Below are 22,190 nucleotides of genomic sequence, written 5' to 3'. Positions count from 1 at the left end.
CGACAATAATGTCGTTTTATTAATGCTAAACCGCCCTCTTTTGCACATTTTTATATTGCAATTTTTTTTCAAATATTTAATCATAGGAAATATTCCTGATTTAGACGGACAGGCTATGAAAACATTAGAATATCTTAAAATCACAATCCTTTGTGAAAATATCGTCAGTAAGATTTTCGGCATAGGCGAACATGGATTCTCTGCTTTTATAGAGACGGATATAGGCTCATATCTTTTTGATACAGGCTCAGGCCTCAGCATCCTGTACAATGCAGCAGCATTTAAAAAAGACTTGGGCAAGGTGAAAAAGATATTTTTGAGTCATGGACATTACGACCACACAGGAGGACTTATCAGTGTGCTTGATGTTGTCAGCCCCATTGATGTACACTGCCACCCTTCTGTGTTTGATGAAAAATTCAAAATATTAAAAAACAACGGGAAAGAATATAGAGAGTTTATAGGAATTCCGCAGAGACAAATTCTCCTTGAAACAAAAGGGATATCATTTAAATTTAGCAAGGACTTTCAGGAAATCGAAGGAGGTATCTTCCTTACAGGTGAGATTCCAAGATTAACGCATTTTGAAGAGACTGACAAAGCTCTTTTTGTTAAAAACGGTGCAGCTTACACAAATGATGATGTTATTGACGATCAGGCGCTTATCCTTTCCACAAAAAAAGGGGTGGTTGTTTTGCTTGGTTGTGCACACGCAGGAATAATAAACACTTTATGGCACATAGCAAAAAGCTTGAGAGTTGAAACTTTTTATGCTGTCATCGGCGGTACACACTTGGGGTCCCTTACTGAAGAGCAATTAATGTATTCGATAGACATACTAAAACAGATAGATATTAAGATATTGGGCGTTTCACATTGTACCGGTCTCCTTGCAGCACAAAAATTGTTCCATGAACTTGGAAATAAATGCACATACGCATCAGCAGGTAGTGTTTTTGAGTTTTCCTAACAAATTAAAGGCTAAAATAGGAGGTTATGAGTTTCGGGTTTGGAATTTATCTTCCAAATTCATAATTTCTAATTTTTAATTGCAAGGTATTGTCAGAAGTTGAATGAAAAATTAGCAGGAATAATGAACATTAACAAATATTTACAAGATAAAATTAGGTGAGGGAGAGCGAAGTATGGGAAATGAAGAAAGATTTCTTCATTTCCGCCGGATTAGCATCAGCGAGTAAAGACAGGTGCTAATCCGGCTTGAGTGGGCAACGGCATGTAAAAATCTTGCAGATGTGGATGGGCTGTAAGCTTTGCAGACCGCAAGCGTACTGAACGTACGCTGGAGGATCGCAAGGCGAAGCAGACCGCCGCAGATGAAAATTTTCGAACATGCCGTTGATTGACCAAGAGAAAAACCTGAAATAAAATGTGATAAAACAAAACAATGGAGTTGAAACTTTTGACCATACCAACAATTAAAACAGGAGGTTTTTAATGGAAGTAGTTCTGGAATCTTACAATGATGGGATATATACAATCACACTCAACAGACCGGAGAAAAAGAATGCCATGGATTTTGATCTGCTCAAGGGTCTTTACGATGCCATGCAAAGGGCCAATGACAAAGAGCCTCCATTTATCGTCATCAGAGGATCGGGGAAAGCCTTCTGCTCAGGCGGAGACCTTATTGCATTTAAGGAGGCTCAGGACGCAGAGGCTTTAATTGATGCTGAGGCAGCCTTACTTAATGAAAGTATAAAGCTGATACGGAGAACTGCTGCAATCGTTATTGCCGTTGTTGAGGGCGTTGCCGTCGGCGCCGGCTTCGGACTTTCATTGGCATGTGATCTGTCAATAGCCACCAAAAACACGATCATGAATATGGGATACAGAAGAATAGGGCTCACACCCGATGGCGGGGGAAGCATATTCCTGCCGAGGCTTATAGGGGCAAAAAAGTTTAACGAGCTGTATCTCTTCTCCCGTAATGTCAATATGGAACAAGCCCTGGAAATGGGTCTTGTGAATATGGTTTGTGAAGATGAGGAGCTTGAAGCTAAATTGGCCGAAACAATAAAAAATCTTAAGGCTCTTCCGATGGAAACTATTAAAAACTTCAAGGACCTTGTAAACAATGCTCTCTTTTTCGGGCTTTCCAACCACCTGGACAAGGAAAGATTCTATGTAGCTGAATTTGCATCTAAACCACTTTTCAAAGAGCGCATAGAAGGTTTTTTAAAGAAAAAATAAAAACCTGAAATACCCGACACCGTTGAGAATGACATATCCGGGATAAACTGCTATCATCTGAAGCCAGTAGCAGTTTATTTCACAAAAAAGCGTGAGAAGAAGCCTGGTTTTTTATGAACAGGTTCAGGCACAACAATAGTTCTGCCGTTAATAATGTCTGAAGGAAATTCATCAACAAGTTGAAAAGCTATGTCAGCGCCGACCAGATTTGCTGCAATGTCTCTTGCTGCTGACAGCACCGGTGGTCTCCCTGAAGCTGAGTGCGCATCCGAGGCAATAATATGAACCAAATGTGAGGTTAATAGCTCTTCGGAAAACCTCTTAATACTTCTGCCAAAGTCACCTGTCAGACTCATGGCCGTAAGCTGGACCAATCCTCCTTTTCCAATCCAGTCAAAGAGCACGTCCACATCTTCCTGAATAATGATATTTCTTTCAGGATGTGTAAAAACGGGCGTTATCCCCTTTGATTCCAACTTAAGTATCAATTCAAGAAAATTTGAAGCAATAAAACTCCCAGAAAATTCAATCATCAGATAGCGTTTATTATCGTTTACTGTTATTGCCTCGCCCTGCTCCAGCATCTCTTCAACATCAAAATATGTTCCGATATGGACATCTGTCCCGGGAAGTATATTGATAGGAATACTACATTCAATAAGCCTCTGGTTAAGAAGAGCCACTTCTGATAAAACATGTTCACGACTCATAAGGTATAAACCATTACCCGTATGCGGGGTAGCAACAATAGTTTTTATCCCGTCGTTGGCAGCTATTCGGCACATTTCGATGGACTCTTCCAAATCTCGCGCACCATCGTCTATACCGGGAAGAATATGGGTATGAAGGTCAATCACAGGTCATAATCCCTTAATTTATCATTTGGAAAATAAATTATTACATCAAATCCATATGACTGTACATAAAAATTAGTATCACTTAACTATTCATCTTGTATGACACGGTTTTTTTGATAGCTGATCTGATAAGATTTGCAGGTTTTTTTGAAAAAATCTCTTTTCTTTGATAAAGTTGTGTGAATTTTTTGATTCATCCAGTTGATGCGTACTTTCTAATAGTTTTTACACATACAACTCAAGCATAGAGACATTTCAGCGAATTTGATTTTAGTATTTAAAATGTTGTTTTCTGAAACTGACGGCAAATGCCTGATAACAGGAACATTGCAGCAGTATGTAACGCATCCAGCTTATCATAGGAAATCCGGGCAAGTGTCCTTATTGTGGCTCAAGACCTTCAGGCTACGGTGGCTTACAACTCATTCGGTTTCGGGAGGTATGAGAGAAGCATTGTTGAAGCTGAAAGAATAGAGTACTCCAGGAAAAAGTAACAAAACATCTCATGCACAACCCCATCGGCGACATAATGCTTTGCTGCAACCACTTATTTTCATATTTCCCTTGAATTGCAAAGACATAAATAGTAATCAATAAGGAATTGACGAGAGATTGCTGCATAAGCAGGAAAAAAGTTATGCGCAGAAAATAAAGAGGTATAAAAGGAATGGATGCCGGTAAGGAGTTTTTCAACATTTACAACCATGATTTTATACGTCTGGCCGCGGCTGTACCAGAAGTGAAGGTCGCGGACCCGGCTTTTAACGCGGAAAAAACCATAGCGTTGATGCGCAAGGCTGCCGAACAAAAAGCGATACTGGTTGTCTTTCCAGAACTGGGGCTCTCTGCTTACTCCTGTGACGATTTGTTCCACCAGCAGGCCCTTCTCTCCGCCTGTATGCAGGCACTGTCGGAGGTGCTCGTAGCAACACGCGACCTCCCTGTCATTGCCATCGTGGGTCTGCCTCTCAAAATAGACGACATGCTCTTCAACTGTGCGACTGTCATTTACCGGGGGCACATCCACGGGATAGTCCCCAAAACTTACCTGCCCAATTATCGGGAATTTTACGAGCTGCGGCAGTTTACACCCGGCGACCGTGCGCTGCGCGACAGCATTGCATTAATAGACCAGACCGACATTCCCTTCGGTAACAGGCTGCTCTTCAGGATTGATGACCAGCCTCTCTTCACCTTCTATATTGAAATATGCGAGGACCTCTGGGTGCCCATTCCACCGTCTTCTTACGCAGCACTGGCCGGAGCAACGGTTATTCTCAATCCTTCGGCCTCAAACGTGACCGTGACAAAGGATGACTATCGGAGACAACTCGTGGCGAACCAATCGGCGCGCTGCCTCGCTGCCTACATTTACACCGCTGCCGGTTTCGGCGAGTCCACCACAGACCTCGCCTGGGACGGTCAGGCCATTATCTATGAGAATGGCACCCGCATTGCAGAATCAATGCGTTTTTCCTACAGCTCCCAGATAGTGACCGGAGACATCGATCTCAACCGCTTAAGCCAGGAACGCATGAGACAGACCAGTTTCAGTCAGACCGCACAACGCCACCACAATGACCTTGCCCTATTCCGTACGATCCATCTGCAGGCAGACCTTCCCTGTCAGGAAAGACTCCTGATTGAACGCACCTACGAACGGTTTCCCTTTGTCCCAAGCGACAGGGCAGGACAGGATGATCGCTGCAAGGAGGTCTATGAAATCCAGGTGCAGGGGCTGGCAAAGAGACTTAAGTCAACGGACACAAAAAGGGTGGTCATCGGCGTTTCCGGGGGGCTTGATTCGACGCAGGCCCTCATCGTGTGCGCCCATGCAATGGATGTTTTAGAACTTCCGAGAACGAACATAGGTGCCTTAATCATGCCGGGGTTCGCAACAAGCTCCCGCACCCTCGATCAGGCACAACGGCTCACTACAGTGATAGGATGTGCAACCCGCGAGATCGACATCAAGCCGAGTTGTATGCAGATGTTCCGGGACATCGGCCATCCCTTTGCAGAAGGGCAGCCGGTTTACGACATTGCATTCGAGAACGTGCAGGCGGGCGAACGCACGAGCCATCTCTTCCGTTTTGCCAATTTGTATCAGGGACTGGTGGTGGGGACAAGTGATTTGAGCGAGTTGGCCTTGGGGTGGTCCACCTATGGCGTAGGAGACCATATGGCTCACTACCATGTAAACGCAAGTGTACCTAAGACACTCATTCAGTACCTTATCCACTGGGCGGCACAAAAGGGTTTTCTCGGCGACGAGGTAAACCGTGTGCTTTTTGATGTGCTCGGGACAACCATCAGCCCTGAACTCATACCCGGCAATAACGAAGATAAGCCTGAGCAGCACTCAGAACACGTCATAGGCCCTTATGAGCTCCAGGACTTTCATCTCTACTACATACTCCGCTTCGGCTTTCTGCCTGCAAAGGTTGCCTTTCTGGCCTGGTCTGCATGGCACGATAAAAACAGCGGCACATGGCCCAACATCCCGCAGGAAAGACAACACGAATACACCATTGGCGAAATCAAGAAATGGCTTAAGGTCTTCATCGAGCGTTTCTTCAAGTCAAGCCAGTATAAAAGAAGCTGTATAGCCAACTCACCCAAGGTCGGATCAGGCGGGTCTCTATCACCGAGAGGCGATTACCGCGCACCGAGCGACAGCGAGGCGACGCCCTGGCTTGCCGATCTTGACAACATCCCGGAGACTGATCAGGGATAGAACCGAACTACTTTTGTTACTGAATAGATTGTTAGAAGCAAAGAGGAAGGCTGGGGTTCAAGCCTTGCTTTTTTGTACCCATGACGCTGTTTATTAAACCAACATTTCTTTTGATAATTCACGATCAAGGTCAAAATGCCATATACTCGCTTTGAATTTGAAGTCAATATACTGCCTGTTTGACCTAAACAGCTGATAATAGGAATGAAGCAGTAACACAGGCAAAAACCACGCAGTGTGCATTCCAGGAAGAAAGCTGTTTTATATAAGTACACAAAAACCGGATGAACTATTTTTTTGACTTTGATCTGGATATCATAATATTGAAGTACTTTATATCTCATTTATAATTAATTTCTTTGATTTTTTTGTATCCATCGTTTAAAATCTACTAAAAAGATAAGGAGCTACTATGGAGATCAATTCCAGAAAAGAAAAGGATATACCCATTGTTTCAGTTAAGGGCAGAATTGATGCAGTTACTGCACCGGAATTTGAAAAAAATATGTCCGATCTTATCGCAAAAGGAGAGAACAATCTTATTGTTAATTTCGCTGATCTTGAGTACATAAGCAGCGCAGGTCTCCGCAGTATCCTTGCTACCGCAAAAAAATTAAAGGCAGAGGGAGGAAAAATGCTCTTTGCCGGATTACGGGGTCCGGTAGAAGAAGTTTTTAAAATATCCGGCTTTTATTCAATATTCAGTATATTTGACTCAGAAACAACGGCTTTAAATAATATTTGAAATGCGCATTTTTCCGCGTATCAAGCTGCCTGCCAAGCTCGAAAATCTTGAGCGTCTTGTAGAATTCGTTTCTGGTTGTGCCAACGAACATGGAATAGACCGAAAAAGAACCGTAGAAATCGAGATTTCAACTGAGGAAGCTCTCGTCAACATTTTCAATTATGCATATCAAGATACTGATGGAGATGTAAAGGTAGTCTGTAAGTCTGATGACAACGATAAATTCATGATAGAAATTGAAGATTCGGGTATACCTTTTAATGTGCTTTCTCTTAAAGAGCCTGATACAGATCTGGATATATCGGATCGGAAAATCGGAGGGCTTGGCATATTTCTCATGAGAAAACTGATGGACGATGTTCAATACAGGCGCGAAGAAGACAAGAATATATTGACGCTTGTTGTATTCAAATCAAGTGTTAACAAAGACAATCATGAAAATTAATAAACCGTTAATAGTACAGCTCAATTACGGGATTTTATTTCTGTTTATACACCGTTACACTCCACATTGAACTATTTTTCTCTTTGTTGACTCATCTTCCCTATTCTGTTACTCTATGTTACTATGGAAAAACAATCGGGTTGGATAAAAAAAACAAAAGAAGATGTAAAAGAGATATTTTCATTCTGCGAAGGATACAAAAGCTTTCTGGACAGTGCCAAAACAGAAAGGGAAGCAATAAATATTATTGAAAAACGCCTTACAGAAAATTCCTTTACAAACAATCCAGGCGATATAAGAACATTCAGTTTAAACAGAGGAAAGGCAGCAGTGGTATTTATAAGAGGGGAGGCACAGCTTTCTGACGGCCTCAACATTATTGCTGCCCACATAGACGCACCAAGGCTGGACCTCAAACAAAATCCTCTTTACGAGGACGCTGAGCTTGCGCTTTTACGCACCCATTATTATGGCGGCATAAAAAAATACCAGTGGGTAGCAATCCCGCTTTCAATACACGGAATTATCGTAAAGAAGGACGGAAGAAAAATCGAGCTTGCCATTGGTGAAGGCGAAGATGATCCTGTCTTTGTTATAGACGATCTGCTTCCTCATCTGTCAAGGAAGATACATGACGAAAAGAAAATGGCTGATGCAATTGAAGGTGAAAAGCTGACGCTCTTCTTCGGGAGTATGCCTGTCATCGGCATTGAAAAGGAAGGCATTAAAAGAGGCGTTCTTAAGTGTTTGAATGACCGTTACGGCATTATAGAAGAAGATTTTGTAAGCGCAGAGCTGGAGATTGTGCCGGCATTTAAAGCAAAGGATATTGGTATTGACAGAAGTATGATAGGAGCATATGGTCAGGATGACAGAGCCTGTGCTTATACGCTCCTCGAGGCACTGTGCAGTACATATAACCCCCGGCGTCCATGTCTTGCAATTTTTGCAGATAAAGAAGAGATCGGTTCTGAAGGCAACACGGGTATACAGTCTGCTTTTCTCCATATGACTCTCTATGATATCCTTGAAGGTATGGACATGAAGGCTGATGATACATATATTAGAAAAATGCTTTTTAAATCAAAGGCGCTTTCCGCTGATGTAAACGGTGCGCTTAATCCCACATACCAGGATGTCCATGAAAAACAGAATGCCTGCTACCTTGGCCGTGGTATATGCATTTCAAAATTTACCGGTCATGGCGGCAAGTCCGGCGCCAGCGATGCCAACGCAGAATATGTCGGTGAAATACGAAGTCTTTTTGATCGGGAAGACATAGTCTGGCAAACAGGTGAGATGGGGAAAATTGATGCAGGCGGCGGCGGCACAGTTGCAAAACATCTTGCAGTATACGGTATGGACATCATTGACTGCGGTACACCTGTGCTTGCCATGCATTCACCCTTTGAAATTTCAAACAAACTCGATATATACGAAACATTCAGGGCTTTTACAGTCTTTTTTAAATCATAAAATGGAGGCTTCAAAATAATTATGATGGAAACTGAAACATTAAAGATACCCGACACATTGCCCCTCCTCCCCGTAAGAGATATGGTCATGTATCCTTCCGTAATATTGCCACTTTTTGTCGGCAGGGATATGTCAATAAATGCAGTGGAAAAATCCCTATCCAAGGACAGACTTATCATCGTTGTTGCACAGAAGGATTTAACCGATGAAGACCCATTACCAGGAAGAATTTATTCTGTGGGCGTAGTTTCACAGATTATGCGTATGTTGAGGCTGCCTGACGGAAGGGTAAAGGTACTGATTCAGGGACTGAAAAAGGCAATTGTCAAAGAATATGTACAGGAAACCCCTACTTTTATTGTTCGTATCGAGACCATCGAGGAACCGCTTATCACGGAAATTACCCTTGAAATTGAAGCGCTCATGAGATACGTCAAGGAAGAAATGGAAAAGGTTGTCTCCATGGGCAGAATGGTGCCTCCCGATATACTGATGGTCCTCGATACAATAGACGAGCCAGGGAAGCTTTCAGATATTGCTGCTGCAAATCTTGGACTTACGGTGGAAAAGGCACAGGAAATACTTGAGATTATTGATCCAATTGCACGACTTAAAAAACTCTCCGAAATTCTCGGCAAAGAGATAGAACTTCTCAACATGCAGGCAAAGATACTCTCCCAGGCAAAAGATGAGATGACAAAAAGCCAGAGAGATTATTTTCTTCGGGAGCAGATGAAAGCGATAAAGAATGAACTTGGAGAAGCTGATGAAAGAACAGAAGAGATTGAGGACTTACAAAAACGGATAAAAAAAGCAAAGATGCCGAAAGATGTAGAAAAGGAAACAAAGAAGCAGCTTGAACGGCTCGATATGATGCATCCTGATGCCGTAGAATCATCAATGCTGCGGACATATATAGAATGGCTCGTGGAGCTTCCCTGGAGTGTGTCCACCAAGGACAACATCGAGATAAAGACAGCAAAAAAAGTGCTCGATGAGGATCATTACGATCTTGAAAAAGTCAAAGAAAGAATACTTGAATTCCTGAGCGTTATTAAGCTTAAAGGCGAGATAAAAGGCCCGATACTCTGTTTTGTGGGACCTCCGGGAGTTGGCAAAACATCTTTAGGCAAATCAATTGCACGTGCTATGGGCAGAAAATTTGTGAGGATTTCCCTGGGCGGTATGAAAGATGAAGCCGAAATAAGGGGGCACAGAAGAACATACGTTGGTTCCATGCCAGGCAGGATCATCCAGGGCTTGAAGCAGTCAGGAGCAAACAATCCTGTATTCATGATGGATGAGATTGATAAAATAGGTATGGATTTCAGAGGTGATCCGTCCAGTGCACTTCTTGAAGTTCTCGATCCTGAACAAAACAATGCTTTCAGTGACCACTACCTAAACCTGCCCTTCGACCTTTCTAAGGTTATGTTCATCACAACAGCAAACAGGGTTGACACTATTCCCTCCGCATTAAGGGACAGGATGGAGGTTATAGCGCTGTCAGGCTATACCGAGAAGGAGAAGCTGGCTATTGCAAAAAAGTACCTTGTCCCCAAACAGCTTAAAGAGAATGGTTTAAAAGAAAAGTACCTTGTCTTTGCCGATAATGCCATTACAAAAATCATCCTGGATTACACGAGGGAAGCAGGCCTAAGAAACCTTGAGAGGGAAATAGCGTCTATCGGGAGGAAGGCGGCAAAAAAAATTGCCGAAGGAAACAAGGAAAAAACCATAATTACCACAAGAAATCTTCATAAATACTCTGGTCCGATAAAATTTATCCCGGAAAGCGATTATGGACAGGATATTGCAGGTGTTGCAAGTGGCCTTGCCTGGACAGAATTCGGCGGAGATGTGCTATTTATTGAAGCATCCTGCCGGAAAGGTAAAAAAGACCTTCTTATCCTCACCGGTAATATGGGCGATGTAATGAAGGAATCCGCCCAGGCCGCACTGACTTACATAAAATCAAAAACAGAAATCCTTGGAATAAATCCGGAAGTATTTGACACTCTTGAAATGCATATTCATATTCCGCAGGGCGCAATCCCTAAAGACGGGCCTTCGGCAGGCATTACAATGGCAGTGGCAATGATTAGTGCCATTACAAATAAACCTCTTAACAGAAAAACTGCCATGACCGGCGAAATTACCCTCACAGGAAGGGTATTACCTATAGGCGGATTAAAAGAGAAGACCCTTGCTGCCTTGAGGTCAAGGATGGAAACGGTGATTATACCCGAGGAAAATATGAAAGATCTTATTGAAATTCCCGGATACATAAAAAATAAGTTAAAGTTCATACCGGTAAAAAATATGGATGATGTAGCAAAGATATTTTTCGGTGAATAAAAAGGGACGACCGGGTACCCGCTTGCGGGTGTCCCGGTGAACATAAACGTCAGTGTGATAAATAGCCCGCACAGCGGGCGAGAAGGGGAGGCTCCTATTTACCCGAGGGATGAAGGACGTTCAGTCGCTATACTCCTTCGGACGCAGGACGTAAATGCATTTACTTGCGTCCCAGCGTAAGCGGACGTCCAAGCGAACATAAGTGAGCGGACATCCTTCGTGCATACGGAAAGGAGGGGGGCGACCGGGTACCCGCTTGCGGGTGTCCTGGTGAACATAAACGTCAGTGTGATAAATAGCCCGCACAGCGGGCGAGAAGGGGAGGCTCCGACGGCTTAGCCGGTGGAGGGGGCGACGTGAGCCCCGGTAATTGCATGCAAGAAGCTTTATTCTATGATAAATTAGAAGGCAGGAAAGTTCAATGCAGGCTGTGCAGGCACAGATGCATTATTGCCAACGGCAAACGCGGGATATGCGCTGTCAGGGAAAACATACAGGGTATTCTGTATTCCCTCGTATATAATATGCCCTGCTCTTACCATGTTGACCCCATAGAAAAAAAACCCCTTTTTCACTGCTTCCCCGGTTCCAAGGCATTCTCCATTGCTACTGCAGGATGTAATTTTCAATGTCTTCACTGCCAGAACCATGAAATATCCCAGGCACCAAAGGATGGAGAAAACATTTCAGGTCAAATAATGACCCCGGAACAGGTTGTGGAACTTGCATTGCAGACAGGCTGCAGGAATATATCATACACATATACCGAGCCGACAATATTCTACGAATACGCCTTTGATATTGCAAAGCTTGCAAAGGAAAAAGGTATCTGCAACAGCTTCGTAACAAACGGATATATTGAGGAAGAGCCTCTTGTTGCAATCCGCCCGTATCTTGATGCTGCGAATATTGACCTTAAGGGATTCAGTGAAACATTTTACAGGAAAATTTGTGGTGCTAAACTATCCCGTGTCCTCGACTCGATAAAGCTATATAAAAAGCTTGGTATCTGGATAGAAATTACAACGCTCATCATCCCAGGGCACAATGACAGCGAAGCGGAATTAAAGGCTATAGCGCAATTTATTAAAAAGGAGCTTGGCGCTGAAACACCCTGGCATGTGAGCGCCTTTTACCCGACATACAAACTGCTCGATGCGCCGGGAACCCCACCAAAAGCCCTTCACAGGGCTCGTGAGATCGGTCTTGAAGAAGGACTCAGGTATGTCTATGAAGGCAATATCCCCGGATCGGAAGGTGAAAACACATACTGCTACAACTGCAGAAGACCTGTTATACTGCGATACGGCTTCAGCATTTCCGATTACCATATAAAGGACAGCGCCTGCCAGTTTTGCGGCGCTGTTATTGACGGTATAGGTTTATAGCTTATATTCCCAGCAACAATGCTATCCTGTAAGCTGCTATCCCCCCGCAATAAGAGATAAGAAGCATAGATACAAATGAAGTGGCAAACCACTTCCAACTGCCCATTTCCCTTTTCATTACAACAAAAGTAGGAGCACAAGGTATAAACAACATAAGAGTCACAAGAAAAGAAAGGGACGAAGCATGATTTATCACATTCGGCAGAACATCCATAAGACCATGTTCGCCCACACCATACAGGACAGCAAGGGTTGCAATAGCATTTTCTTTTGCAACTATACTTGAAAGAAGCGCAACAATCATCTTCCAATTAAGCCCAAGGGGAATTCCGACAGGTTCAATGAAACGCCCTAACAAGCCAAGTATGCTGTTTTCTATGTTTCTGCCGGGGAAGTTGGATATTATCCATATCAGAACTGAGAAACCAAGTATCACCGTACCTGCCTTTTTTATAAAAGACAGGGTTCTACTCCAAACAGCCATCGCTATTGTTCTGATATCAGGTTTATGGTAAAGGGGAAGCTCCATAATAAAAGGTATGGGAACATCTTTTAAAAAGAACCTGCTCATAATCATCCCGGTAAAACCAAGGGCAAGGAGATTCAGAGCAATGAGCGACCAGGAAACAACAAGGGCCTTTTCACCGAAAACAGCGGCGGCTATGAATGTCATAGTCGCAAGTCTTGCTGTGCACGGCACAAAAGGGGTGAGGAATATGGTAAGCATTCTCGCTCTTTTTGATTCAATAATCCTCGCTCCCATAATAGAGGGAACATTACACCCAAAACCAAGACACATAGGCAAAAAACTTTTCCCATGCAACCCTATGATATGCATAAATCTGTCCATAACAAAGGCTGCGCGTGCCATATAACCGATATCTTCAAGGAAAGCCATGGAAATAAAAAATATAACAAGAAGTGGAATAAAAGTGAGGACAGATCCTGCCCCCCCTATAATACCGTCTATAAGCAAACCCCTGATCCAGAAGGGTGCATTATGCAATGATGAATCAAAAAGCCTGCCGAAAGCACCTATGAATAATTCAAGCCATTTCTGGAGAGGATATCCGACCTTAAAGGTAAGTGTAAAAATTACAGCAAGTATACAAAGCAAAACAGGTATCCCGATAACAGGACGTGTAAGGGCATGGTCTATACGGTCTGTTATCAGCATCTGTCCTATTTTATATCTCGAAACAGCTGCACGTGTTATCTCCTCAATCCAGTCATACCTTCCTCCAACAACAGCACGCAAGGCATCTTCATGCTTAAGGAGGAGAAGCTCTATCTTATTCCATGTATCCGCAGGCAGAAGTTCCTTCATTTCTTCTAATGCTTCAGGGTCGCCTTCCATTAATTTTGTTGCAATCCATACATCAGGATGCGGCGGGGAAGCATGTTCACCTACAAGTTCATTAATTTGATGAAAGATAGTCCGATGGTCTTCAGAAATGTCGGGTATTCTCGGGTTATATGTTAACTCCCCTTTTGTAAGCTTGATTATTGTAGAGACGAGCTCCTTAATACCACGGTTCTTCTTGGCAATCATTTGTATAACGGGTATACGGAGAGACTTCTGCAGTATTTCCGTGTCTATTCGGATACCCTGCTCTTCTGCCACATCAATCATATTCACTGCAACTACAACAGGCGGACCGAGGATAAGAATCTCAGAGAGGAGATAGAGACTCCTGTCTAATGCAGACGCATTTGCAATAAGAACAATGACATCCGGATGTTCATGTATAATAAAATCCCTGGTAACCCTCTCCTCTTCCGATAAAGCACTGAGGCTATAAGTACCGGGAAGATCGACGATTCTTATGTCAAAATCTTCAGTTTCATGGACTCCTTCAAACTTTTCTACCGTTTTACCAGGCCAATTTCCTACATGCTGCGACAAACCGGTGAGAATATTAAAAACAGTAGACTTTCCTACATTAGGCTGGCCGGCAAGCGCCACAAGAAGAGATTTCCTTCCTTTGGCCGGTTCTGCATCAATATCCTGGCCATATAATTTTGCCACCAGTATTTTATCGGCCTGCCCTTTGCCGAGTGCAATCCTTGTATCCGAGGCAAGTACAATAATCAAACTGCCGGTGTTCCTGAGGATTTTGATTCTTGTACCAGGGACAATACCCATTCCGGCAAACCTGCTTACAAGACCCTTGCCACCGGTAAGTGAATAGACTATGCCCTCTTCGCCTTCCTCGAGTGATGTAATGGACAGCAGGTCATCATTCAATATTCATTTACCGGCCTTTCGTTTGCACATACAATCTGTAAATCTGTCTATAAATTTGGAGGGGCAGAGAATGAAAGACACCAGTTAAATTTATCCTCTTTTTCTCCATACTGTATTCCTGTTATCTCATCGTAAAGTTTTTGTGACAGCTCACCTATCTTCCTGTTATTAACAATAATAGTTTCTTCTCCATGTTTAACCTCGCCTACCGGTGAAATTACGGCTGCAGTACCAGTGCCGAACACCTCCTGCAACGAACCGTCTTTTGATGAAGAAATCAATTCATCTATCGATACACGACGTTCTTCAACTGTAATACCCCATTCTTTTGCAAGAGTTATCACCGAGTCTCTTGTAACCCCGGACAGAATTGTTCCTTCAAGAGAAGGTGTTACCAGTTTGTTGTCGATCAGAAAAAAGATATTCATGGTGCCCACTTCTTCAATAAACCTGTTCTCAACACCATCAAGCCATAACACCTGCGTGAACCCTTTATCCTGAGCTATCTGCGCAGGCAGCAAGCTGGCAGCATAATTGGCAGGAGTCTTTGCTTCCCCGAGGCCGCCCTGTGCAGCTCTGGTATATTCACCGGAAGTAATAAGCTTTACCGGATTAATCCCTTCCTTGTAATATGCACCAACCGGCGATGTGATGATTAAAAAGCTGTACGTTTCCGAGACTTTTACTCCAAGAAAATCATCAGTGGCAAAAATGAAGGGTCTGATATACAAAGCAGTCTCCTTGCTTTGAGGAACCCAGTGCCCGTCCAGTATAATAAGTCCTTCTATGGCCCGTATAAACAAATCGTATTCAACGGGTGGTATACAAAGCCTGAGGCAAGATCTGTTGAATCGTTCATGGTATTTTTCAGGACGGAATATATTGATCCTATCACCTGCATAGAATGCCTTTAGACCTTCAAAAACAATCTGTCCGTAATGGAGGGAACATATTGACGGCGAAATGCTGATGCTGCCGTAAGGAACTATTTGCGGAATATCCCATTTGCCGTTTTTGTAATCACAACTGAACATGTGGTCGGAAAAATGTTTGCCGAATCCTAAGTTATCAAAATTGACCTCATGTTTTCTGCTCTTTAAAGTTTTTGTAATTCTCATTTTATCATTACTCCTCTTCCTGTTTTATTAGCCTTTCCCCAGCACGACTGACATCGTTCAATGCTGTGGGGTGATGCAGGATCGCACCCTTATAATCAATGCCCAAATAGCTCAGCGTTTCATGCTTCGGAACGCTGATTGTCCTGAAGAATGCTTTGGCAGCCGCCTCCCCGCATTGAACGCCTATGTCCTTTGTCATCCCTCCGACAAGCAGCAGAAGACCCTTTCTTCCATGCTCGCCTTCCGGAATCGGTTTGCCGAGAAGATATTTTTCGCACCAGAAACACTGAAATCTGTCAATCATTATTTTTGTCTGTGCAGAAAGAGCAAAGAAGAAAATCGGGGATGAAAGTATAACCCTGTCTGCTGCCCTGACTGCATCATAAATTTCACTCATCTCATCATGTATCACACAAAGACCTGTCTCATCACAGCCGCCGCAGTTCTGACAAGGCTTTATATTCATGAGATTGAGTTTGAAAAGCTTCACTTCATGGCCTTCTTTGTATATCGGCTTCAAAGCCTCCTGAAGTAAAATATCGGAGTTGCCGTCAACCCTTGGACTTCCGTGAAAGGCCACTATTCTCAACATTCCTCACTATTTTTCAGCACAATAAATGAAACGTTTTATATATAGCGCTTTATCAATTTTCACGCATACAGGTATTTAAAAATTAATCTACCTTATAAAAAGCTACCTTTTTGGCGCCGCAAACCGGGCATACATCAGGCGCCTCGCCCTCAACCGTACAACCGCACACCTTGCATATGTAATATTCCGTCTCTACATTGCTGCCCAGTGTTTCAAGGGCTTTTTTATATAGTGCAGCATGGATCTTTTCAACCTCGTTGGCGATATGAAAACTTCTCACAGCTCCATTGTTGCCTTCTGATTTGGCTTCTTCAATCATGACCGGGTACATTTCCGTAAACTCATGTGTTTCACCGCTGATGGCCTCTGCAAGATTCTCTTTTGTGCTTTTAATGCCTTTAAGCTCTCTCAAATGATTATGCGCATGTACTGTTTCGGCTTCTGCTGCTGCTCTAAATAATCTCGCAGCCTGTTTATAGCCTTCTTCTTCGGCCTTTTTTGCAAAAGCAAGGTATTTCCTGTTCGCCTGAGATTCTCCTGCAAAAGCATCTTTTAAATTATTTTCTGTCTTAGACATGTTTATACCTCCAATATATTTTATTTGTACACTGCAAGCAGCTTACTGTTATTTCCGTAATACATATAATTATCTTACTCTTCAAACTTCTTGTGGTATTCCTTTACCTTTCCGGCAAATTCCTTTCCAAATTCGTAACACTTCTTTTCATCCTCTGAAGATGGTCTGTATTGTATCTGAATTCCGGGCTCCATCACCTCAACGCCAATCCGCTTGAACATCTCATAGGCTTCTTTTACTGCTCCGCCGCCCCATCCATAACTCCCGAATGCGGCCATAATCCTGTTTCTCGGTTTTAATCCGCCAAGATGATACAAAAGCCCTGCCACTGAAGGAAACATAACATTATTAATCGTGGGAACGCCTATTAAGCATCCTCTGGCTTTCCAGAGTTCTTTTACTGCTACACTCATCGGGGATTCTCTCAGCTTTATTACCTTGCAGTCAACTCCTTCATCTTTAATGCCGTCAACTATCGGGGCCATCATATGCTCTGTGCTGTGCCACATGGTATCATATATAACAGCCACCCTTAAATCTGCTTTACCGTCGGCCATGTCAAGATATTTCTGAATAATCTTTCCAGGGTCTTTCCTCCATATTATGCCATGGTCAGGCGCAATCATATCAATATCAAGATTGAGTTTCAGTATATCGCCTATTTTTGTCTTTATTAACTGCCCGAAGGGCATGAGGATATTGGAATAATAATCGGCTATTGCATCATCAAGTTCAAATTGGGAATTGCACTCAACAAATTCATCATCAAATCTGGACGCAGTTGCTATATGCTGCCCGAAGGCATCCTGCGATATAAGGAGCTTTGCCTCTTTAACATAGGTAACCATGGAATCAGGCCAGTGAAGCATGGGCGTTTCCAGAAATAACAGAGTGTATTTTCCTGTATTAAGAACATCACCGCTTTTTACAATTTTAAATCTCCACTTCGACGTATCAAAATACCTCTCAATACCTTTTTTTCCACGCTCCGTTATGTAAACCGTTGCATCAGGTATAAGCTTCATTATCATATCAAGACTGCTTGCATGATCAGGTTCTATATGGTTTACCACTATATTAACAACCTGGGACAGATCAACTATTTTACTTATATTTTCAATAGTTACGGAACAATAATCATGTTTTACCGTATCAATAAGTGTTGTCTGTTCATCTTTGATAAGGTAATTGTTATACGTTGTGCCGTTTTGCGTTATATATCCATGGAAATCCCTTATACCCCAGTCAATTGCCCCTACCCAATAAATATCTGGCTTAATCTCAACGGTTTTCATAAAACCTCCTTTAACAGACTATAAGTTATCTGTATTAAATTAAAAGAATACGCAAAGAATATCAAGATAAAATAAGCCTTGACATGCCTCATTATATTTTTTAAAACTTCAACGGATAAAGAATTCAATTATACACATGACAAAAGACCAAATAGACTCGAAAGGTTTTGTTGCAATTGTTATCCTCGCCATACTATGGGGGATAAACTATGCGGCAATTAAATTTTCAAATACAGGGCTCTCGCCCATTTTTACAACCTTTCTGCGTTCATTAATTGCGTCATTTTTGGGGATCATCTATTGTATTGTTGTCAGGCAACCGCTTTTTCATAGAGACATACTCCTGTTTCACGGTTTTATTACAGGCCTGCTTTTCGGTTTTGAATTTGTTTGTCTTTATCTCGGGATGCTCTACACCGACGCAGCAAGGGCAGCCGTGTTTGTATACCTTTCTCCATTTATTGTTGCCCTTGGAGCACACTTTTTCTTAAAAGAAAGACTCAATTTATTAAAGATTGTCGGTCTGATTCTTGCCTTTATCGGTGTTTATCTCGTTTTCAAGGATAAACCGCATACTTCAAATAAATTAATGCTGCTGGGCGACACTCTTGAGATTTTAGCAGCCATATTCTGGGGTGCAACAACCCTGTATATAAAGAAATATCTTGCCGGAAAAGTTCATCCTATAAATACGTTTCTCTACCAGTTTATATTTTCAATCCCGATAATGTTTGCATGCGCATACTTTATTGAGGACAAATGGATTTTTAATGTGAATGTTTATGTATTGGCATCCGTTGCATATCAGTCCGTCATAGTCGCCTTCGCATCTTATCTTGTCTGGTTTATGCTGATTCACACATATCCTGTGGCCAAACTTTCCGTTTTTACATTTCTCGCACCTGTTTTCGGCGTTCTTTTCGGTGCGATTATTTTGAAAGAAAAATTAACAACAGGCTTGATCCTGGGGCTTGTATGCGTCAGCATCGGTATTTTCTGCAATAATTACACAAAAAAATGAAAAAAAATAAGATTTTAACCATAGCAGGTTTCATTATAAGCATCCTTTTGCTTTATCTTTCTTTAAAAGATATTCAATTTCATGAAATAATTGAGACTTTAAAAAAGGCTGACCTGAAGTTAATATTTATCCCGACTTTAATTATTTTTTTTTCAGCATCACTCAGCGCATTCAAGTGGTCAAAAATATCCGGCAATAATGTAAGGTTCAGGGATACCTTTGTCGCTCTTATTATCGGACTCTTTGTAAACAATGTCCTGCCGGCAAGAATCGGTGAAATAGTAAGAGGCTACGTTTTATCTAAAAAAACCGGCGTTTCCTTTACTTTTGGCCTGTCTACCGTACTGATAGACAGATTTTTCGATCTTGCAGGCCTTTTGCTGATCGTATTGATATTTTTCCCGAAGCAGAGCCTGCCTCCGAAGGTTTCTCAAAGCCTGTTCATACTCGTTATACTGCTGATAGCATGCACAGTGACATTTATTATAATGAGCAGGGAGAAATTTACCGGCACTGTTATAAAAATGCTCGACAAGATAAAAAAACCCATTCTATTGAAATTTGCCCACAGGCTTATTGAAGTCAGCGAAAACATCAGGCGGATTAATTCACCCCTGAACATGATCTTTTACGTGGCAATATCCTTTTTACAGTGGTTTGGCATGAGCACTGCCTTATACTTTGCCATATTAACGCTCAATGTTTCCGTAAAGTTCATATATGTACCATTTATTTGCGCATTGCTCAACATGGGGCTTACCATACCCTCTTCTCCGGGTTATGTCGGCGTCTACCAGTTTCTGCTCGTATACATCCTCTCCATATTTAATATCCCGAAGCATGAAGGGTTTGCAGTTTCAATCCTCTTCCATGCATCCTGGTATATTCCTTATAATATATTGGGATTTATATTTCTGTTGAAAGAGCACCTGAGAATTAAAGATATGAAGGAATTAGATACAAAGAACATATAATTGAGGCCTTTTTACGAAAGTTCAAACCTAAGCTGTTTATTTTGAAGGGATAATCGTAATTTTTATTGATGCTGCGCCGCCGGCGCCAAAACCAATAAATTCTCCTGCTGAGTTGAAACTTACTGTTAATTCAACCTTACCAATACTATATCGGCTGCTCATAAGAGCAGATATTTCGTCACACATGGATGTTATCTCATCTTTTGCCCTCTGGAACCCTCTTTTCAAGGCAGCTGCTGAGACTGCTTTTTGCTGTTCCGGGGCCGCTGGTCTCTTATCGTCGGGTGCAAATCCCGGCTCCCGTTTTGGCCGATCAAAGGGGCGAAAAGGTTTTTCTTCCCTGCGTCCCTGAAAATCGCCGCTGCTTCGATATGCCTTCTCGGGCAGGTCTCTTGCTGTCCTTCCTGCTGGAATAAAATGCTCGGATGACTTTTCTTTACGACCCCGGAAACCGTCGCTGCTTCGATCTGACTTCTCAGACAGACCTCTTGGCGGTCTTTTCGATGGATTAAATGCTCCGGATTTACCTTCGTATCTATTTTTTGTATATGGTTTCGCCATGTTGATGTAGTATCGCTTATTAATGAACGTTTTGCAAGGCAATAAGTTGGGTTATTCAGGTTCGTGCTTGTTTTTTTGTCAATAGGGCAGCTTTATTTCTTGCGCCTACAGCTGAATGGCCTGTATGAACAAGACAGCCAAGAATTACATTTGAAAGCAAGCATATTCATGAACTTCGAGAATCGTCAGATGTAAAAATCTAAAGAACGTAACGTATCCTTGTTGCTATTATATTACAGTAATTGTAGTAATTAACCTACTTAAATTGTATTACATATCCTACAGACAAATAAATACAGTTGTTATATTTTGTTATATAATTATGATAAAGTAAACTCATCCGCGATGGTGGGGCGGAAAGCCACGGGGCTTGAATCACAAAGACAGCCGAGCCGCCAGGTGATACCAGCGAGAATATTGAAAGAAACTCATTCATAAGGAGATGGTATGAAAAAATTTATTGTTTTGTTGCTTTTAGCGTTGCTGCTCCCCGTGGGTGTAGCAGTGGCTGCCCAAGTGCAATGGTTAGACAATGGACATTATTACGAGAGAGTCGATGGAAGCTTTACGTGGGCTGATGCTAATACTGATGCGAATGGCAAGTCTTACCTTGGATTGCAGGGGCATCTCGTAACCATTACATCAGCTGAAGAAAATCTATTCCTTACCAACGATGCGAATCTCGGCGATGGGAATTCGAATCTGCTTCATTCCCACTGGACCGGCGGGTTTCAACCCCCTGGTTCGACTGAGCCTGACGGAGGATGGTCCTGGGTAACAGGTGAAGCATTCAGCTATAGCAACTGGGAATTAGGAGAACCGAATGATTCGGGGGCGACTGAAGACCGTATCATCTTTGATCATGGAATCCATTCGGATGGGAAAGCGTGGAACGACTTAACCGGCACAGTGGCTACTGCTGGTTATGTGGTGGAATACGAAAGCACTGCCGTTCCCCTTCCTTCTGCATTTCTTCTTTTTGCCCCTGGTCTTGCCGGTCTTGCAGCAATAAGGAGAAGATTCACAAAGTAATCATAAACGATCAGCTATCGAGGCAGGGTCTAAATGGCCCTGCCTTTTTTATTCGTCTGATTTTCTCCCCTTCTACTTTTAGACGAACAGTCTCAACTTTAAATTTGTCGAACTTTCTTTTTCCCTCTGCCATACACACCTCCTGGTTTATTGTAATACCTAGGCCTTTCAGTGTGTCCACTGTCTTGTGGAAGATCACAAACAATCATAAGAAAGTGGGCGAGAGGAAAAACTAAAAAACATTTGTCTCTCACAGAGATCACAGAGTTCACGTAGAAAGGCCGGATAAAAGTTTGTGAATATTTTAAATTTTTTTGTAAAAATATTCTTGAAAATATTATTTGAATTAGTGTATCTATTAGAATACATGTTTATAAATTAAAGCACATCTTTGTAAACACATCTTTGGTCGGGACATCTTAAGTTAAATCATAAAAAGCAGTGAATAGTGAATAGTGAATGGAAAACTGATTCACAGAATGAACATACATATGCCTCTAAAAGACAAAATTAGGGAGAGGTAGAAAATAGAAATAAAAATGAAGAAACTCACCC

19 protein-coding genes are annotated in these 22,190 nt (G+C 42.4%); 11 read left to right on the top strand and 8 right to left on the bottom strand.

Features of this window, described 5'->3' with window-relative positions:
* The first annotated feature begins 115 nt into the window (after positions 1–115).
* Both NT010_10030 and NT010_10025 read left to right on the top strand, forming a co-directional pair.
* The gene (locus NT010_10030) at positions 116–970 is read left to right on the top strand and encodes an MBL fold metallo-hydrolase (GenBank protein ID MCX5806387.1); all 855 of its coding nucleotides are present in this window, start codon (positions 116–118) and stop codon (positions 968–970) included.
* Positions 971–1,455: 485 nt separating this feature from the next.
* A complete protein-coding gene (locus NT010_10025; GenBank protein MCX5806386.1) occupies positions 1,456–2,211 on the top strand; it encodes an enoyl-CoA hydratase/isomerase family protein in 756 nt (251 codons plus the stop codon).
* Positions 2,212–2,285: 74 nt separating this feature from the next.
* Here NT010_10025 and NT010_10020 read toward each other — a convergent pair whose 3' ends face one another.
* A complete protein-coding gene (locus tag NT010_10020; GenBank protein MCX5806385.1) occupies positions 2,286–3,068 on the bottom strand; it encodes a tyrosine protein phosphatase in 783 nt (260 codons plus the stop codon).
* Between the two features lie 667 nt (positions 3,069–3,735).
* Here NT010_10020 and NT010_10015 point away from each other — a divergent pair.
* From NT010_10015 to amrS, 6 genes are all read left to right on the top strand, one after another.
* Complete coding sequence (locus NT010_10015) at positions 3,736–5,805, top strand: NAD(+) synthase (protein ID MCX5806384.1); 2,070 nt, start codon at positions 3,736–3,738, stop codon at positions 5,803–5,805.
* Between the two features lie 412 nt (positions 5,806–6,217).
* Entirely contained in the window at positions 6,218–6,550 is a 333-nt protein-coding gene (locus NT010_10010) for an STAS domain-containing protein (protein MCX5806383.1), read from the top strand.
* Position 6,551: 1 nt separating this feature from the next.
* On the top strand, positions 6,552–6,995 hold the full coding sequence (locus NT010_10005; protein ID MCX5806382.1) for an ATP-binding protein: 444 nt from the start codon (positions 6,552–6,554) through the stop codon (positions 6,993–6,995).
* 123 nt (positions 6,996–7,118) lie between these two features.
* Positions 7,119–8,471, top strand: a complete 1,353-nt coding sequence (locus NT010_10000; protein ID MCX5806381.1) for an aminopeptidase — start codon at positions 7,119–7,121, stop codon at positions 8,469–8,471.
* A 21-nt stretch (positions 8,472–8,492) separates the two neighbouring features.
* Positions 8,493–10,829 (top strand): endopeptidase La, encoded by a 2,337-nt coding sequence (gene lon / locus NT010_09995; GenBank protein ID MCX5806380.1) that lies wholly within the window; start codon positions 8,493–8,495, stop codon positions 10,827–10,829.
* A 374-nt stretch (positions 10,830–11,203) separates the two neighbouring features.
* Entirely contained in the window at positions 11,204–12,217 is a 1,014-nt protein-coding gene (gene amrS, locus NT010_09990) for an AmmeMemoRadiSam system radical SAM enzyme (protein MCX5806379.1), read from the top strand.
* Position 12,218: 1 nt separating this feature from the next.
* Here amrS and feoB read toward each other — a convergent pair whose 3' ends face one another.
* The 5 genes from feoB to NT010_09965 all read right to left on the bottom strand — a co-directional run bounded on the left by feoB (position 12,219) and on the right by NT010_09965 (position 18,047).
* A complete protein-coding gene (gene feoB, locus NT010_09985) occupies positions 12,219–14,465 on the bottom strand; it encodes a ferrous iron transport protein B (GenBank protein ID MCX5806378.1) in 2,247 nt (748 codons plus the stop codon).
* A gap of 47 nt (positions 14,466–14,512) precedes the next feature.
* Complete coding sequence (locus NT010_09980; protein ID MCX5806377.1) at positions 14,513–15,583, bottom strand: branched-chain amino acid aminotransferase; 1,071 nt, start codon at positions 15,581–15,583, stop codon at positions 14,513–14,515.
* Between the two features lie 7 nt (positions 15,584–15,590).
* Positions 15,591–16,175, bottom strand: coding sequence for a flavodoxin family protein (locus NT010_09975; protein ID MCX5806376.1), 585 nt, complete (start codon positions 16,173–16,175; stop codon positions 15,591–15,593).
* An 82-nt stretch (positions 16,176–16,257) separates the two neighbouring features.
* Positions 16,258–16,752, bottom strand: a complete 495-nt coding sequence (locus NT010_09970) for a rubrerythrin family protein (GenBank protein MCX5806375.1) — start codon at positions 16,750–16,752, stop codon at positions 16,258–16,260.
* Between the two features lie 74 nt (positions 16,753–16,826).
* Positions 16,827–18,047 carry an FprA family A-type flavoprotein gene (locus NT010_09965; GenBank protein ID MCX5806374.1) on the bottom strand — a complete coding sequence of 407 codons (1,221 nt, stop codon included), beginning with the start codon at positions 18,045–18,047 and terminating at the stop codon, positions 16,827–16,829.
* Between the two features lie 136 nt (positions 18,048–18,183).
* Here NT010_09965 and NT010_09960 point away from each other — a divergent pair, with 136 nt between their 5' ends.
* Both NT010_09960 and NT010_09955 read left to right on the top strand, forming a co-directional pair.
* On the top strand, positions 18,184–19,068 hold the full coding sequence (locus NT010_09960; GenBank protein ID MCX5806373.1) for a DMT family transporter: 885 nt from the start codon (positions 18,184–18,186) through the stop codon (positions 19,066–19,068).
* Entirely contained in the window at positions 19,065–20,042 is a 978-nt protein-coding gene (locus tag NT010_09955; GenBank protein ID MCX5806372.1) for a lysylphosphatidylglycerol synthase transmembrane domain-containing protein, read from the top strand. Before NT010_09960 ends, NT010_09955 begins: the two co-directional genes overlap by 4 nt.
* 36 nt (positions 20,043–20,078) lie before the next feature.
* Here NT010_09955 and NT010_09950 read toward each other — a convergent pair whose 3' ends face one another.
* Positions 20,079–20,603 carry a hypothetical protein gene (locus tag NT010_09950; GenBank protein ID MCX5806371.1) on the bottom strand — a complete coding sequence of 175 codons (525 nt, stop codon included), beginning with the start codon at positions 20,601–20,603 and terminating at the stop codon, positions 20,079–20,081.
* Positions 20,604–21,050: 447 nt separating this feature from the next.
* On the opposite strand from NT010_09950, the gene NT010_09945 reads away from it, so the two are divergent.
* On the top strand, positions 21,051–21,635 hold the full coding sequence (locus tag NT010_09945) for a lectin-like protein (protein ID MCX5806370.1): 585 nt from the start codon (positions 21,051–21,053) through the stop codon (positions 21,633–21,635).
* A 10-nt stretch (positions 21,636–21,645) separates the two neighbouring features.
* On the opposite strand, the gene NT010_09940 is transcribed toward NT010_09945, so the two are convergent.
* The gene (locus tag NT010_09940) at positions 21,646–21,768 is read right to left on the bottom strand and encodes a hypothetical protein (protein MCX5806369.1); all 123 of its coding nucleotides are present in this window, start codon (positions 21,766–21,768) and stop codon (positions 21,646–21,648) included.
* Positions 21,769–22,190 lie beyond the last annotated feature (422 nt).

Source organism: Pseudomonadota bacterium, assembly GCA_026388275.1.
GTDB lineage: Bacteria > Desulfobacterota > Syntrophorhabdia > Syntrophorhabdales > Syntrophorhabdaceae > JAPLKB01.
The sequence above is the reverse complement of the archived record's forward strand: the minus strand, read 5'-3'. Positions and strand labels throughout refer to the sequence as shown.